This window comes from Cytobacillus oceanisediminis, from assembly GCF_022811925.1.
Classification (GTDB): domain Bacteria; phylum Bacillota; class Bacilli; order Bacillales; family Cytobacillaceae; genus Cytobacillus; species Cytobacillus oceanisediminis_D.
Genome location: NZ_CP065511.1, coordinates 2,308,440 through 2,322,794, shown reverse-complemented (window position 1 = coordinate 2,322,794; position 14,355 = coordinate 2,308,440). Strand labels below are relative to the sequence as shown.

Annotated in this window: 14 protein-coding genes; 3 read left to right on the top strand and 11 right to left on the bottom strand. The window is 39.8% G+C overall.

The features are described 5' to 3' along the window. Positions 1 to 180 precede the first annotated feature (180 nt). Positions 181 to 507: a hypothetical protein gene (locus IRB79_RS11855; protein ID WP_243508604.1), complete on the top strand. Its 327-nt coding sequence runs from the start codon at positions 181 to 183 to the stop codon at positions 505 to 507. 71 nt (positions 508 to 578) lie between these two features. Here the strand turns inward: IRB79_RS11855 and IRB79_RS11850 are convergent, their stop codons facing one another. The 5 genes from IRB79_RS11850 to IRB79_RS11830 all read right to left on the bottom strand — a co-directional run bounded on the left by IRB79_RS11850 (position 579) and on the right by IRB79_RS11830 (position 5,958). Further along, positions 579 to 2,066 carry a YjiH family protein gene (locus tag IRB79_RS11850; protein ID WP_243508603.1) on the bottom strand — a complete coding sequence of 496 codons (1,488 nt, stop codon included), beginning with the start codon at positions 2,064 to 2,066 and terminating at the stop codon, positions 579 to 581. Between the two features lie 60 nt (positions 2,067 to 2,126). Continuing rightward, complete coding sequence (gene speB / locus IRB79_RS11845) at positions 2,127 to 3,116, bottom strand: agmatinase (protein WP_243508602.1); 990 nt, start codon at positions 3,114 to 3,116, stop codon at positions 2,127 to 2,129. 106 nt (positions 3,117 to 3,222) lie between these two features. Next, on the bottom strand, positions 3,223 to 4,572 hold the full coding sequence (locus IRB79_RS11840) for a sigma-54 interaction domain-containing protein (RefSeq protein WP_243508601.1): 1,350 nt from the start codon (positions 4,570 to 4,572) through the stop codon (positions 3,223 to 3,225). A gap of 254 nt (positions 4,573 to 4,826) precedes the next feature. Beyond that, positions 4,827 to 5,477 (bottom strand): YdeI/OmpD-associated family protein, encoded by a 651-nt coding sequence (locus IRB79_RS11835; RefSeq protein WP_243508600.1) that lies wholly within the window; start codon positions 5,475 to 5,477, stop codon positions 4,827 to 4,829. Positions 5,478 to 5,505: 28 nt separating this feature from the next. Further along, positions 5,506 to 5,958 (bottom strand): SRPBCC family protein, encoded by a 453-nt coding sequence (locus IRB79_RS11830; RefSeq protein WP_243508599.1) that lies wholly within the window; start codon positions 5,956 to 5,958, stop codon positions 5,506 to 5,508. A gap of 171 nt (positions 5,959 to 6,129) precedes the next feature. Here IRB79_RS11830 and IRB79_RS11825 point away from each other — a divergent pair, with 171 nt between their 5' ends. After that, entirely contained in the window at positions 6,130 to 6,528 is a 399-nt protein-coding gene (locus IRB79_RS11825; RefSeq protein ID WP_243508598.1) for a nuclear transport factor 2 family protein, read from the top strand. 29 nt (positions 6,529 to 6,557) lie between these two features. Here the strand turns inward: IRB79_RS11825 and IRB79_RS11820 are convergent, their stop codons facing one another. The 6 genes from IRB79_RS11820 to nikA are packed head-to-tail and all read right to left on the bottom strand — an operon-like array spanning position 6,558 to position 12,796. Continuing rightward, on the bottom strand, positions 6,558 to 7,892 hold the full coding sequence (locus tag IRB79_RS11820; RefSeq protein WP_243508597.1) for an MATE family efflux transporter: 1,335 nt from the start codon (positions 7,890 to 7,892) through the stop codon (positions 6,558 to 6,560). Positions 7,893 to 7,903: 11 nt separating this feature from the next. Continuing rightward, positions 7,904 to 8,689 carry an ABC transporter ATP-binding protein gene (locus tag IRB79_RS11815; RefSeq protein ID WP_243508596.1) on the bottom strand — a complete coding sequence of 262 codons (786 nt, stop codon included), beginning with the start codon at positions 8,687 to 8,689 and terminating at the stop codon, positions 7,904 to 7,906. A 15-nt stretch (positions 8,690 to 8,704) separates the two neighbouring features. Then, positions 8,705 to 9,505 carry an ABC transporter ATP-binding protein gene (locus IRB79_RS11810; protein WP_243508595.1) on the bottom strand — a complete coding sequence of 267 codons (801 nt, stop codon included), beginning with the start codon at positions 9,503 to 9,505 and terminating at the stop codon, positions 8,705 to 8,707. Then, the gene (gene nikC, locus IRB79_RS11805; RefSeq protein ID WP_243509360.1) at positions 9,502 to 10,290 is read right to left on the bottom strand and encodes a nickel transporter permease; all 789 of its coding nucleotides are present in this window, start codon (positions 10,288 to 10,290) and stop codon (positions 9,502 to 9,504) included. The genes IRB79_RS11810 and nikC overlap by 4 nt, the downstream gene beginning before the upstream one ends. A gap of 29 nt (positions 10,291 to 10,319) precedes the next feature. Beyond that, complete coding sequence (gene nikB / locus IRB79_RS11800; protein ID WP_243508594.1) at positions 10,320 to 11,261, bottom strand: nickel ABC transporter permease; 942 nt, start codon at positions 11,259 to 11,261, stop codon at positions 10,320 to 10,322. Continuing rightward, a complete protein-coding gene (gene nikA, locus IRB79_RS11795; protein WP_243508593.1) occupies positions 11,258 to 12,796 on the bottom strand; it encodes a nickel ABC transporter substrate-binding protein in 1,539 nt (512 codons plus the stop codon). The genes nikB and nikA overlap by 4 nt, the downstream gene beginning before the upstream one ends. 555 nt (positions 12,797 to 13,351) lie before the next feature. Between nikA and guaC the strand changes: the two genes are divergently transcribed. Next, a complete protein-coding gene (gene guaC / locus IRB79_RS11790; protein ID WP_243508592.1) occupies positions 13,352 to 14,341 on the top strand; it encodes a GMP reductase in 990 nt (329 codons plus the stop codon). Positions 14,342 to 14,355: the final 14 nt, after the last annotated feature.

Here is a 14,355-nt window from a genome sequence, read left to right as displayed (position 1 = left end):
CGGAACGAAGTGAAAAGCATTATAAAACAACTATAAAAAGGAAAAGCGTAAAACCTTTGAAAGGATATCAGGATGAAGCAATCCTTTTCATAAACAATCTTTTTCTATTAAAAAGTTTTGATAAGATATGTACCTTATAATATTATTAGGCATGTAATTATTTCGAAAGGTGAATGATATATGGGAAACATACATAATACGTTTGGATTAAACAAATTTAAGACGATGATAGAAACCTCAAAAGCTGTTGAATTTAAAAATATTGTAAACGATGAAGTCATTTATTTACTTCCAAACAAGGAAATTACGATCGTTTTAAACCCAAAAACTGTTGAGGGAAAGAAGGATCTGGAGGAAAAATCAACAGGTCTGCGGCATAGCACAGCTCTCCGGGAATTCCCAAAACGGGAACATACGGGCAATGAACCGATCTGCTATGGATATGCATATAAATTTACTTCTGATGATGAATTAGATGTATTTCTAGTTGAGTTAAATAAGTTATAGTGCTTTAAAAAGATGCCTGCCATCAATTTACTTAAGTAACCCTTGGCAGGCATCTTCTCAATATTTCCCTGTTAAAACAATATATGCATGAATATTGCAACTATCGGAATTGCAATTAATGTACGCTGAACGAAACATACAACAAGTTCCCAAAATCTAATTGGCAGTTTAGTAGCAAGCATGACCACTACGGTTTCAGATAAGAAAATGATCTGTACCATCGAGAGAACTGTTATGAAATATCTTGCCCCAATTTCTATTACATCTACTTGATCGGCAATAAGCAAGACTGGAAGAAACATCTCAGCAAATCCTACAGGGATAGATGGTGCAATTTCCTGTGCATTGGGTACAGCCAATATATTTAATAGCGGTACAAAAATCTGTCCAATCCAATGAAAGATGGGCGTATATTCAGCAATAATTAAACCAGTAATTCCCGCAGCAGCTAATAATGTTAAGACTTTAGGAATAACCTGGAACCCATCTTTTAAACTAGATAATATTTCTTTATAAATACTTTGAGCAGTGTAGGCCCGTTTTGCTGCACGCTCAATACCCCTCTTGACAATTCCCCGTTCGAATCTAGCTTCACTCATTCTATCAATATCCGTTTGTATTTTACCGCTTGAATAAACAGACATTTTTTTAGATAGAGGTGGGATCCGTACCATAAAGAATGAAATGATAAAAGTAATTAAAAGTGATGATAGGTAGATTTTTAGGAAATGGTCGCCCAAACCAGCTGTATTAATAACAAGTAAAGCAAACCCTACGCTCACAGCACTGAATGAGGTTGCAATTATGGCCGCTTCTTTTTTAGTGTAGACATTCATTTTAAATAATTTACTTGTGATGATTACCGCCATGGATGAGGAAGTCACAAATGAAGCAATTGCATCAATTGCACTCTTACCCGGCACCTTGAAAATCGGCCGCATAATTGGTTCAAGGATAGATCCTACAAAATCTATCCCTCCATAATTGAGCAGAAAAGGCATGAAAAATGCTCCAACAATAATGATCCACAGAACCCCTAAAACGATACTTGGAATTACGGTTCCTCCTGTACCGCTGCCTACTATCCATTCAGGTCCTGTAAACTGCTCAAAATTTATGTGTAAAGTGTAGATAACAGTATAAATAGCTCCTAACAGATATAAAAATGGATGGAAAACTGTGTCATGACCATAGTAATGATAAAAAAAGGAATTCTTTTTAGCGACAAATTTACCGTAAAAACTACCTAATGTATTAACAGCCATTAATATTGTTACAATCCATAATCCTGCATTTCCCAATAGATTAACAAAATAATTATAAATATAGCCGAATAAAATATCCGTTTTTCCATTAATACTTAATGGGACAAAAAAAACTAATAAAGCGATTGATGTAAAGAAAACAGACTTCAATAAACCAATTTTAAACTGTTTCTTATCAAGTGTAATATAATCTACATAGCTAGGGTCATCACGGTCTGGAATATCTATGTGTTGGGCACATTCAATGTCCTCATATACCTTTTTCCTATCAACCATGACAGTATTTTCACTCAAGCAAGTCACCTCCGAGAGTATTTTTCCGGAGGAGGTAAACCTCCTCCTTCTATCCCAAAATTAATTGGTCCTGCTTAACTGTACTGCTGACTTGCCGCTTTTTTCTCTCTCTTTTAAGATAAAACTAATAAAATCAAGAACTATTCTTGCACCTACTTGACTAGTTATCCCTGTAGGGTCGTAAGGCGGGGATACCTCTACTAAATCAAAACCGATTACATTTCCTCTTTTCGCAACTCCCTCTATTAGCTCATTCACTTCATCGTAAAATAAACCTCCAGGCGATGGTGTGCCTGTCCCTGGTGCAAGTGATGGATCAAGACCATCTATATCAATGGTCACATAATAATTTTCACCTTTTGGAATTAAGTCTATTATCGAGTCAATGCCCATTTTGCGCATCTGTCTTGGTGAAAGGATCACACTTCCATATTCTCTTGCTGCATCAACATCTTCTTTCTTGCTGCTGCTAATACCACGGATCCCTAACTGAAAAATTTTATCGACGTGATCCATTTCCGCTAATCTCCGAAGTGAACTTCCATGCCCATATCTTTGCCCTGATCTGTGATCTGCCCAGTCCATGTGCGCATCAATATGAATTATGTGGACGGGGCCAAGTGAGTCCAATGCTCTGCCTACAGGAATGCTTATAGAGTGGTCACCGCCTAAGACAACCGGCATAGTCCCTTTAGAAACTATTTTCCGAATCGATTTTTCGACGTTATCGAAGCATTGTTCCAAATCACCATGAACCATATCTACATCTCCGCAATCGACAACTTTGCAATCTGGTCCCAAATACATAATGTCCTTTTCGATATCATATGCCCCTTCTAGCCCAAAACTATATAACGTAGAGCCTTCCCTAATTCCCCGCGGGCCCATTCTTGTACCTGATTTCCATTGAGTCCCCATATCATAAGGGACACCAATCACAGCAACATCTGCAGATAGATCATCAAGGTTGGTACAGATTGGATATTTTCCGAAAGAGCAAATACCTGTGAATGGAAGGTTTAAAACTTGTTTTTCATATGGATTAGACATAAGCGATCCTCCTAGGAATAAAGATATACTGCCTAGTTATTAGTAATGCAACTTTCATGCCAACGCCAGGAAGACCGTTTTCAGAAAAATATCTAGTCATTCGTGACTAGGCTTTTTTCACATATTTATTTATTTTTCTATTTGCCTTTGATTGACTAATCCCTAATCTTTTTGCCAACTTTACACTGCTGGGAAACTTCTTGTACATACGTACAATTAGTTCCTCTTCGATCATTTCCATGTACTGATCTAATGTCAGTTCTCCTCCCAATGGCAGATCAATACCAATTTGGTCTAAATCAATATGGTTATTATTCGAAGTAATTAAGGTCCTTTCTATGAAATTTCTAAGCTCTCGGATGTTACCAGGCCACTCTTGTCTGCAAATCCACGTCATCATTTGTGGAGTGAACTGTTTATTCATTCGGTACTTTTCATTGAATTCCTCAGCCAAATCATAAACCAATGGAGCAATGTCCTCACGCCTTTCCCTTAAAGGAGGTATGAAGACTTTTATAACATTAATTCTGTAATATAAATCTTCTCGAAACTTTTTTTGCTTAATCAAACTTTGAAGGTCCTGATTAGAGGCACAAATAATTCTGCAATCCAGATTTATTTTTGAGTTGCCTCCTACACGCTGAATGGATCTATTTTGGAGAACTGACAACAGCTTTACTTGCAAATTTATTGGCAATTCTGCGATTTCATCAAGAAAAATCGTGCCCTTGGCCGCTGATTCGAAGTAGCCCTTTCTCCCGCCTTTTTTGGCTCCGGTAAATGCCCCTTCTTCATAGCCAAATAACTCTGATTCTATTAAAGATTCTGGTATGGCTCCGCAATTCACTTCAATAAAGGGATGCTCTTTTCTATCTGAAGTCTGATGTATAATCTGGGCAAAATGATTTTTCCCTACTCCCGATTCTCCTTCCAAAAGGACAGTGACATCAAGTGTAGATACCTTATTTACAATGTTATAGACCTGTTCCATTTTTTTATTTTTTGTTGGTCTTAAATGATTTTGTTTATTTCTCATTATTTCCAGCTCTTTCTCATAGAGTTGAATCGTTTTTGCAACTTGTTCATTCGTTCTTTTTAAATAATCGAGCTCAGTAATATCTCTTGAGAAACTTAGGGCGCCATGCATCTCACCATTTGGGCCGACAACTGGATAAGCTGAGACTACTAGCTTTCGGCCAAGCCTTGTTTCTTGAATAATCGTTTCTCTGTTTTTTGTTTTCAAAACTTTTCCGGTAACCGAAGGAGAAAGGATGCCTTTTTCTTCTAAAACAAAAACATTCTGATTAATTATTTCCTCCGCTTGAATTCCAAATAAATTTTTAAAACTAGAACTTGCAAACAGAACATTTCCTGATGCATCTGTCACAAAAATTTCATCAAATGAATGATTAATAATGTGTTCAACAAGCAATTCTGGACTTTTTAATAGACTCATTTATATCCCCTAGTCAATTATGAATATATATTATTCAGAATTGACTAAAAATTCAAGTAATAAGTTTTTATTTTAGTTCCTTATATATCAAGTACCTTTCTAAAAACTGAAAACGCAATTGCTGTATAAAACGTTAATTCAAAAATGTATGCACAATGACATTGAAAATTACATAAATAAGCAAAGGGACAATTCTAACTTAGAATTGTCCCTTTGCTTTGCTGTATTGTTTTTTTAATGTATCTATCCCTTTATTATTTCTTCTTCTGCCTAAACAAATCAACCGATTTATACCCTTGTGCTAAGATTTCCACCATCTGCGCTTCTCGCTTCTCACGGGTTTTCTGCTGCTTAACAGAAAAGATATAACGCGCCCAATCTCTTTGATAACCCGGTGTCAGTTCCAGATAAAATTTCAATTCATTGGGGTAGTCTGCTAAAATCTTTTCAATATCATTCACGTTATTTTCGTAATCAGCCACACATTGACTAGGAGCGGATGATTTTTTCTCCTTCTTCTTTTCACGCTTCAATCCAACAACCGTAAAGACATCATCCATACTCACCATCCGCGAGAATTTCACATCGCTATTTTCCACATACCCATCTTCTCCCACTTTCATTGCCGGAAAAATATCATCCCTATGAACGTATGTATCATACCGTTTATTCCCTTTTTTAGGATAAGCGAAAAATAAATATCCTTTTTCGAGCAGCTGCTCCTCAGTGATCACTTTTCGGATAAACTCTGTCATTTCATCAAGGGTTTCCACAAAGATGAAGATTGCATCATGCTCACCTGATAAAGTGGTTTTGTATTCATTAAATACAGCATAGTCACTTGGCTGGTTGAGCACAGCCAAATTATTATATTTATTAAGCTTTAATTTATCAATGATTGACATAACATACTACTCCTTTTAATTATTACTTTCACTTTTCTAAATAGTTTATTAAAGCATCCAAGTCTTTCGCACAGGCTTTCTTAAAGGCTCCAGCCATCATCTTTCCAAACAATTTTGAAAAGCCTGTGAGTCCCTTAATCTCACCGAGTAAAGTAACTACTGAATCATCACCTTCTGAAGCGATTATGTATGTAAATATAAATTCTCCTTTGCCTGTTGTTCCTTTTGTTCCATCGCAGCGAAGCACAATTTTATTGGGCTCCTCGAGTTCGACAACTTCAAAATGTTCAGCAGCTTCTTTTCCAAACATTTTCCTTGTCTCTTTCCACTGACTCCCCACTTTTAATGGCCCGCTATCCTCCCGCTCTATTCCAACTAGACCATGCATCCAGTCCTTTGCCGAATCAAGATCGATTAAACCTTTGTAGGCATTTGATGCAGATACCTGAATGAATCTTTTCACTTCAAAATGGATACTCAAGCTAACTGCCTCCTTCGTAACTTTTTCTAAAATATATCATAAATGAATTGTTAACTAATTAAAAATCCGCATTGCACATTAATATTTTTATTTTGTAATTGTCATAATTTTAACTATATCTTATACTTCAAATAAAATTAATAATACCTAAAATATGAGAGGATGATTCAAATGAGCACAGAGCAACAATCGACGTCAAACCTATCACTGAAAGAAAAAGCCGTTTCGTTTCTGCAGCTCGTAGCATCAGGCCAAGTCCGTGAAGCTTACCAGCGTTACATCAGCACAGATTTTTCACACCATAACCCCTATTTCAGAGGCGATGCCGATTCACTCATGCTCGCGATGGAAGAGAATGCAGCGCAAAACCCCAACAAAATACTTGAAGTCAAACTCGCGATTCAAGAGAATGAAACAGTTGCCGTTCATTCCCATGTGAAGCAAAACCGCGAGGATCTTGGAGGTGCAGTTGTACATATCTTTCGGTTTCGAGACGGCATGATTGCTGAACTTTGGGATGTAGGGCAGCCTATACCAGAGGAATCGCCTAATGAGAATGGGATGTTTTAAACACAATGCAAAAAATGCCTGCCCCCCTTTTACGTGATAACGCAATCGGAGGCAGGCATTTTACCTGGAAACAATTTTCTTGTTAACCGTGGTACAAATATAGCTAAAAACACAGAACGCCCTGCACTAAAAATAATGAAGGAAAGCCATAATCCATGGTTTCCGGCGACAGGCACCACCAGAAAATAAACAATTAAAAAGATGGATAAGGCAAGAAGCATGGAATCACGAATGGGCGCGGCTTCGGTTGCACCGGTGAAAACTCCAAAGAGAACAATTCCAAAACTTGCGGCAAGGGGAAACACGATTAACCAAATTTCATAGCTTTGAGCCGTTTCAATAATCCTTGGAATAGTAGTAAATAACCGGAGGATGTAATCATTAAGCAAATAGTAGACACTAGCTATTATAATAGAGGAATATATTGCCCACTGCATGGATAACTTGAGTGTCTGCTGATACAGAGATTTATCCATTGACCCAATTGCCTTTCCTGTCATGATACTGGAAGCATTGGCAAAGCCGTCATAAAAATATGCCATGACGTAATGGATTTGGATCAGGATGGCATTTGCAGCCAAGGTTTCCGTTCCAAAGGAAGCGCCTTTGGAAGTAAATAAATTAAAAACGGTTAACAAACAAACCGTCCGGATAAACAAATCCCTGTTCACCTTCATCATTTTCTTGAAGGACGACGGGTCAATCACGTTATGAAAGGATGGAAATGTCCCTTTGAATGGAGAAGCTTTCCAAACAATCACCAATCCGATGGTAAAAGCCGTTATTTCTGACAGTAAAGTCGCTGCTGCCACACCGGAAACACCCCAGGAAAAACCAAATACAAAGAGGATATCCAGCACAATGTTCATAAGATTCATCAACACTTGCAAAAAAAGAGAGATTTTGATCATAGACATTCCCATCAGCCAGCCAAGAATGACATAGTTGAGGAGAGCAAACGGCGCACCCCAAATCCGAATCTGCAAATAATCATCCGCGAGTGACTGTACATGCTGATCCGGGCTTAACACCGGCAGGAACACCTGCATAATCGGCCACTGGAGGGCAATCAAAACCGTTCCTGCTATAATAGCGATAAGGAATGGGCGGGCGATTGCCAGCATTCCTCCTTCCGCGTCCTTTGCTCCATGAGCCTGGGCGGCAAATCCGGATGTGCTGACCCGCAAAAATCCAAACAGCCAATACATTGTATTAAAAATAATCGTTCCTACTGCAACTGCAGCAAGGTATGAAGGATCCTCCATCTGGCCCACCACCGCTGTGTCAACGGCTCCCAATAATGGCGTGGTAATGGTTGATAAAATGAGTGGAATAGCCAAAGCGAGATATGCCTTATGATTCATGTTAATCCCCCTTACCCTTCAAATACATTAAGCAATTCCTTTGTATAAGAATCCCTTTTCTCTGAAAATAAATCATAATTGCTGAATTCATCTACTATTTTCCCTTGCTTCATCACCATGATCCGGTCGCTCATGAAGTTCACTGCAGCCAAATCATGCGAAATGAATAGATAGGAAACGCCTATTTGCTGCTGAAGAGCTTTTAATAAATCCAAGATTTTAGCTTGAATTGAAACATCAAGGCTCGCTGTGGGTTCATCAAGAATGATAAGCGAAGGCTCAATGCTTATCGCCCGGGCGATCGTAACCCTCTGCTTTTCGCCCCCGCTTAATTCATGGGGATAAATGGTAAGATACTTGGATGGAAGCTTTACCATCTCAAGCAAATGCTCTGCTGCCTTTTCACGATGATGCCGAATTCCTTTTAAAAACGACGGCTGGATACTCTTTTGAAAATCCAATGGCTCCATCAGCGAATCGATGATTCTCAGTTTCGGATTTAGTGAGGCTGCAGGATTTTGAAAGACAGCCTGGATTCCCCTTCTAATTGAGCGAAGATCCTCCTTACTAGCCGTATGCAAGGTCTTATCCTTAAACCAGATTTCACCCTGATCCACTTTTTCCAATGCAAGGAGACACCTGGCCAATGTGCTTTTCCCGCTCCCGCTCTCCCCGACAATGCCCAGACATTCGTCTTTTTTTAAAATAAAAGATACTTGATCGACCGCTTTCTGTCCAGACGAATACTGCTTTATTATATTCTTCGCCACCAGCACGTCTGGTCCAACTATACTCATTTAATCCCCCCTAATTTATATGGTTGCCAATCGTTCTTTCGTCGTCTTCAAAGAAAGTACTGCAGCTATCAATTCTTTCGTATAGACATGCTGCGGATGCTTGAGTACCTCCGTTTTTTTCCCCGATTCCACAATCCGGCCCTTTCGCATGACGGCCATCTTATTGGCGAATTTCCTTACATGCCGCAAATCATGTGTAATAAATAAAACTGCGCAGTTTGTTTGCTTTTGCAGATCAGCAAGCAGCTGAAGAACATGGGCTGCGGTAATGCTGTCAAGAGCGGTGGTCGGTTCATCTGCAATAAGCAATTTCGGCTTCAATATCGTCGCCATGGCGATGGCAGCCCTTTGCAGCTGCCCTCCGCTCAGCTGAAATGGGTAGCTTTTATACACTCTTTCTTCAGGAAGATTTACGTTTCTTAATGATTCCAGGACCCTTACTTTTCTTTGTTGTTTGGAATCCTTCGTATGCGTTTTCAGCATTTCATCGAATTGAGCACCTATGGTCATAAATGGAGTGAAAGCTCCCTGATAATCTTGAAATATATAGGAAATGACTTTCCCGCGATAGGTCCGCCGTTCTTTTTCCTTTAAGTCAGCGAGATTTACGTCCCCAATATGGATGCTGCCTGATGAAATGCTGAGGTCTCGCGGGAGAAGGCCCCCAATAGAAGAAGCTGTTATGCTTTTCCCGCTTCCGCTCTCACCGATAAGCGCCAGCCAATCTCCTTCTTGGATAGAGAGACCAATATTTCGCACCAAATATTCTTCCCCATGTTTTATGGCTAGATTAGAAATCCGTAGAACCGACATCATCTGCCTCCATTCTGATTTTTCACATCATAATGATCTCTCAAATAATCACCAGCTAAATTAAAGATTAGAACAATCAGCATGATTGATAAACCTGGAATGAGCATTAATTGCGGAGCATTATAAAAGAATGCCTTCGCTTCATTCAGCATCGCCCCCCACTCAGGAGTCGGAGGCTGAGCCCCTAGCCCTATATAGGAAAGAGAAGCAATCATTAAGATGATTTTTCCGGCATCCAGGGTCGCGAGTACCATCACATTCCCTAACACATGAGGGATCATATGCTTCCGCAATATATTCATAGAGCCAACGCCATTCACTTTAGCTATTAATATATAATCCTTTTGCTTTTCCGTCAGCACAGTGCTCCTGGCTAATCGGGCATATCCGACCCATTTCACCATCACAATGGCAAAGATCAAATTGAACATACCCGGTCCCAGCAGCCCGCTCAAAATAATTGCGGCAATATAATCGGGGAATGCCATAAATGCATCGACCACCCTCATGAGTAGACGGTCTATTTTTCCTCCGGCAAATCCAGATACCAGCCCGATGGGAACACCTATAAGCAGTGAAATGGCCAGGACCAGAAAACTCATGCCGACTGTTGTTTGAGCACCCGCCAGTATCCGGGAAAAAACATCTCTCCCTAAATGATCAGTCCCAAAAAAATGGTCTATACTCATAGGTTTTAACCGATCACCCATATTGACCTGATTCGGATCAAAAGGAGCGATAATAGGTGCAATAATGATGACAATAAGAAGAGGAACCATCAATAACATCCCTGGCTTTGTGATTCTCAATCGTTTGGTCATCGCCTGTCACCGCCCCTCAATCGGATTTCCGGATTCAGGTATCGATACGAAAAATCAACCAGCAGATTGATCATGACAACAAAAAGTCCCATAAAAAGAATATATCCCTGGATGACAGGATAATCTCTCCTTACGATTGCTTCTACAACCAGCTTGCCAACCCCCGGGTATGCAAAAAGAACTTCGATAATGACTGTTCCTCCCAGCAGACTCCCAAGACTTACCCCAAAAATGGTAATAACCGGTGTAAGGCAGTGCCGAAAAGCATGGAAGAAAAAAATCCTCGCTTGCGAAAGCCCCCGTGCCTTCGCTGACCTGATAAAGTCCTGTCCGAGACTTTCCAGCAGACTGGACCTCAACAGCCGTACATAAACAGCAGCCATCGCAATGCCCAATGTTAAGGAAGGCATCAGCAAATGAAGAAAAGTACCCTTACCCATAGCCGGAAGAATTCCCAATTTAACTGAAAACAGCTGCATGAAAAGCAATCCCAGCCAGAAGCTGGGGACTGAAGCACCTATTAAAGCAAAAATCCTGCTGAGATGGTCAATCCATTTATTCTTATAGAGTGCAGCTAGCGTTCCAATCGGTGCAGCGATCAGCATCATGACCGCCATCGACGAAAAGGTTAACGCAAGTGTGTCAGGAACTTTATTCATCAATTCATTCAGTACCGGCTGTTTTGTCATATAAGATTCCCCCAGATCAAACTGAAAGAACCGGATCAGCCAATTCCAATACTGAACGTAAATGGGGTCATTAAAGCCCAGCTCATTTCTAAGCTCTTCAATCCGGTCATCTGTAATGGAAACATCATCTATATTCAGCATGTATCTTACAGGATCCCCCGGAGCTGCTTTCATGAAGACAAAACTGATAAAGGATAATACAAACAGGAAAATGACAAGCTCAAACAGTCTTTTGCCAGTCTGTTTCATTTTGTCCTCACATCTAAATCCTTGGTTAAAGCGTAGTACTCACTTTTACTGGTCTGCCAATTCAGGACATGATCCTTATAAGCAACAAAATTATTTGGATGAACGAGAAAGGAATGCAGTTTTTCCTGATCAATGATTTGGATTGCTTCTTTTGATACTTCATTCCGTCTTTCTTTATCAGATGTTTGGTTCAACTCTTCTATAAGCTTTGCAAGCTCATCATTATGAATTTGCCCTGGATTGATTGCTCCTCCTGCCATATACGCTGAATTAAGGAAATAGCTCGCATCTCCTCTTGGCGCAGTAATAAGACTGTAGGTGGCTAGATCCCAGTCTGTCTTCTCTGCCAAATACTCGTCTATATTTTCAACCTGCTGAATTTCAATCGCGATTCCCAATTCTTTTGCATTGGATTGCAGCACTTGGGAGATTAACGGCAATTCAGGACGATAGGAATAGGTCATGAGTTTAAGAGTAAGCTGCTTGCCGTTCTTTACCATCTTTCCTTCTTTTTTCTCATATCCTGCTTCTTCTAGATATTTTTTGGCCTTTTCAATGCTAAATTGCTTTTTTTCATAATCTGGCGAGAATGGAGAGTCTGCAAGGAAAGGTCCTTGGGCCACTGTCGCTTGCCCCGCCATTATCTCATTCGCAACCGCTTGACGGTCAATCAAAGCATCAAAAGCTTTTCTTACATTAGGATCCTTAAAGGTTTCTTTACCAGAGTTGTACATGAGAAGATGCGTGCGCAGACTGGAAACCACATTCGTTTTGATAGATTGATCACTTTTGAGAACCTCAAGGCTTTCTATAGCCGGACGGTAAACAATATCTGCATCTCCTGACTGAAGTGCTGTTGTCCGTGCATTGGCATCCTCGTTGAATGTCATCGTTGCCCGGTCAAGCTTAACCTCCCCGTCCCAATACTCTCCATATCTCTCCAGATCCAGCTTGCTGTTCGGCTCAAATGATACGACTTTAAAAGGACCTGTTCCTATTGGTTCTTGTTCCATATTCTCAAGTGTGCTATCTACTATTGCCGTGTTGGGATGGACAAGCTCGGATGGAAATTGCGGCAATTTCTGCTCGGTTGTGATGGCCAAGGTCTGTCCGTCCGCTTCCATTGATTTGATTTTCAATGCCGTTTTCATAGCCTCGCTCACTTGTATGTTTCGTTCTAAAGAAGCTTTTACAGCTTCTGCATCTACTTTCTTACCATTTTGAAAAGTGACATTCTTTCTAATTTGAAAGGTCCATGTCTGTCCCCCATCACTTGTATCCCAGCTTTCCGCAAGCCAGCCTTCAAGCTCCTGGTCCTGATTGACTCTCACAAGTGTCTCAGTTATCCCTGCCCTGACAGCTGTATAATTCAGATGCGGATCAAGTGTTTCACTTGGAAAATTGGAGAGGAACGTTACCTCTTTCTTTTTTTCTCCACTATTGCCTTCTGCAGATGAATTGGCGTTTTCTGCTGAGCAAGCTGTAAGCAGCGTCAATAAAACTATTAATAAGCTAATGTAAAATTTCTTATTCAATGATGACCTTCCCCCTTGATTTTATTTTTCTCACTGCCTCGCAGTGGACTGTGCATTTATATTGCATTAAAAGAAATTTTTTCACCCCGCTTCACAAATCAAAATCATTACGATTTAAAAAATATAACTAATTCTTTATTTCTTTAATATGTATATCTCGATATTAAATTTTCCGGCTTAGCTGGGAAGGCTGGAAGCATTTTTAAATCGTAATTATTACGATTAATATCGTAACTAATTTTTTCTTAAATGCAAGATTAATAAAAAATATTCTGATAGCCCTTATGTTGAACTTCTAAAATGAGCGAAAGTTTTTAATGGATTATCACTTTTATGCGTTTTTACTTTAATAAGTTGAAATAATAAACAGAATTGTATAAAATTAAATTGGTCGAACCCTCACAATTCGACCCCCTATTATCCATTGAGCTTAGGAATTTTCTAAGCTCTTTTTTAATGATGGTTTCTTAGCTTGTATAAGATGGATGGAAACTGAAAAACCTATCATTGCAATGGCCGTACGTATTCAGCTTTGTTTTCAATAGGAGGATTACAATGGAAAATGTATTCGATTATGAAGATATTCAATTAATTCCCGCAAAAAGTATCGTCAATAGCCGATCTGAATGTGATACAACGGTATTCCTGGGGGATCGTGCGTTTAAACTGCCTGTTGTGCCTGCCAACATGCAGACGATTGTAGATGAGAAAATTGCCATATACTTAGCAGAGAACGGGTATTTTTATATCATGCATCGATTCGAACCAGAGAAGCGAATTTCTTTTATGAACGATATGAAGGCACGTGGATTATACTCTTCGATCAGTGTTGGCGTCAAAGAAAGCGAGTATGAGTTTATACAGCAAATAGCTGATGAAAAGCTGGCACCGGAATACATTACCATTGATATAGCTCATGGCCATTCCAATGCTGTTATCCAAATGATTCAGCATATAAAGAAACACCTTCCTCAAAGCTTTGTGATTGCTGGCAATGTCGGAACCCCGGAAGCAGTCAGAGAATTAGAGAATGCTGGTGCTGATGCCACAAAAGTTGGCATTGGACCTGGTAAGGTTTGCATCACAAAAATTAAGACAGGATTTGGAACGGGCGGCTGGCAATTAGCTGCACTTCGCTGGTGTGCAAAGGCAGCAAGCAAACCGATCATAGCAGATGGAGGTCTTCGCACCCATGGTGACATTGCCAAATCGATTCGATTTGGTGCAACAATGGTGATGATTGGTTCCTTGTTTGCAGGACATGAGGAGTCACCTGGAAAAACCATTGAGAATGAGAAAGATGGAAAGCTTTATAAAGAATACTTTGGCTCAGCCTCTGAATTTCAAAAAGGCGAAAAGAAAAATGTTGAAGGCAAGAGAATTTTAGTCGAGCACAAAGGATCATTAGCAGATACGCTGAAAGAAATGGAGCAGGATCTCCAGTCCTCCATATCTTACGCAGGCGGCAACAAGCTGGATGCCATCCGTCATGTTGATTATGTTATTGTAAAGAATTCGATCTTTAATGGCGACAGGGTATTTTAAAACCCCATTAGACT

What these genes read in the sequence shown, in the direction of transcription:
- IRB79_RS11835 (WP_243508600.1), bottom strand. Translation starts at nt 5,477, where the DNA reads ATGTCAATCATTGATAAATTAAAGCTTAATAAATATAATAATTTGGCT.
- IRB79_RS11855 (WP_243508604.1), top strand. Translation starts at nt 181, where the DNA reads ATGGGAAACATACATAATACGTTTGGATTAAACAAATTTAAGACGATG.
- guaC (WP_243508592.1), top strand. Translation starts at nt 13,352, where the DNA reads ATGGAAAATGTATTCGATTATGAAGATATTCAATTAATTCCCGCAAAA.
- speB (WP_243508602.1), bottom strand. Translation starts at nt 3,116, where the DNA reads ATGTCTAATCCATATGAAAAACAAGTTTTAAACCTTCCATTCACAGGT.
- IRB79_RS11810 (WP_243508595.1), bottom strand. Translation starts at nt 9,505, where the DNA reads ATGATGTCGGTTCTACGGATTTCTAATCTAGCCATAAAACATGGGGAA.
- nikC (WP_243509360.1), bottom strand. Translation starts at nt 10,290, where the DNA reads ATGTTATTGATGGTTCCTCTTCTTATTGTCATCATTATTGCACCTATT.
- IRB79_RS11840 (WP_243508601.1), bottom strand. Translation starts at nt 4,572, where the DNA reads ATGAGTCTATTAAAAAGTCCAGAATTGCTTGTTGAACACATTATTAAT.
- nikB (WP_243508594.1), bottom strand. Translation starts at nt 11,261, where the DNA reads ATGAAACAGACTGGCAAAAGACTGTTTGAGCTTGTCATTTTCCTGTTT.
- IRB79_RS11825 (WP_243508598.1), top strand. Translation starts at nt 6,130, where the DNA reads ATGAGCACAGAGCAACAATCGACGTCAAACCTATCACTGAAAGAAAAA.
- IRB79_RS11815 (WP_243508596.1), bottom strand. Translation starts at nt 8,689, where the DNA reads ATGAGTATAGTTGGACCAGACGTGCTGGTGGCGAAGAATATAATAAAG.
- IRB79_RS11820 (WP_243508597.1), bottom strand. Translation starts at nt 7,892, where the DNA reads ATGAATCATAAGGCATATCTCGCTTTGGCTATTCCACTCATTTTATCA.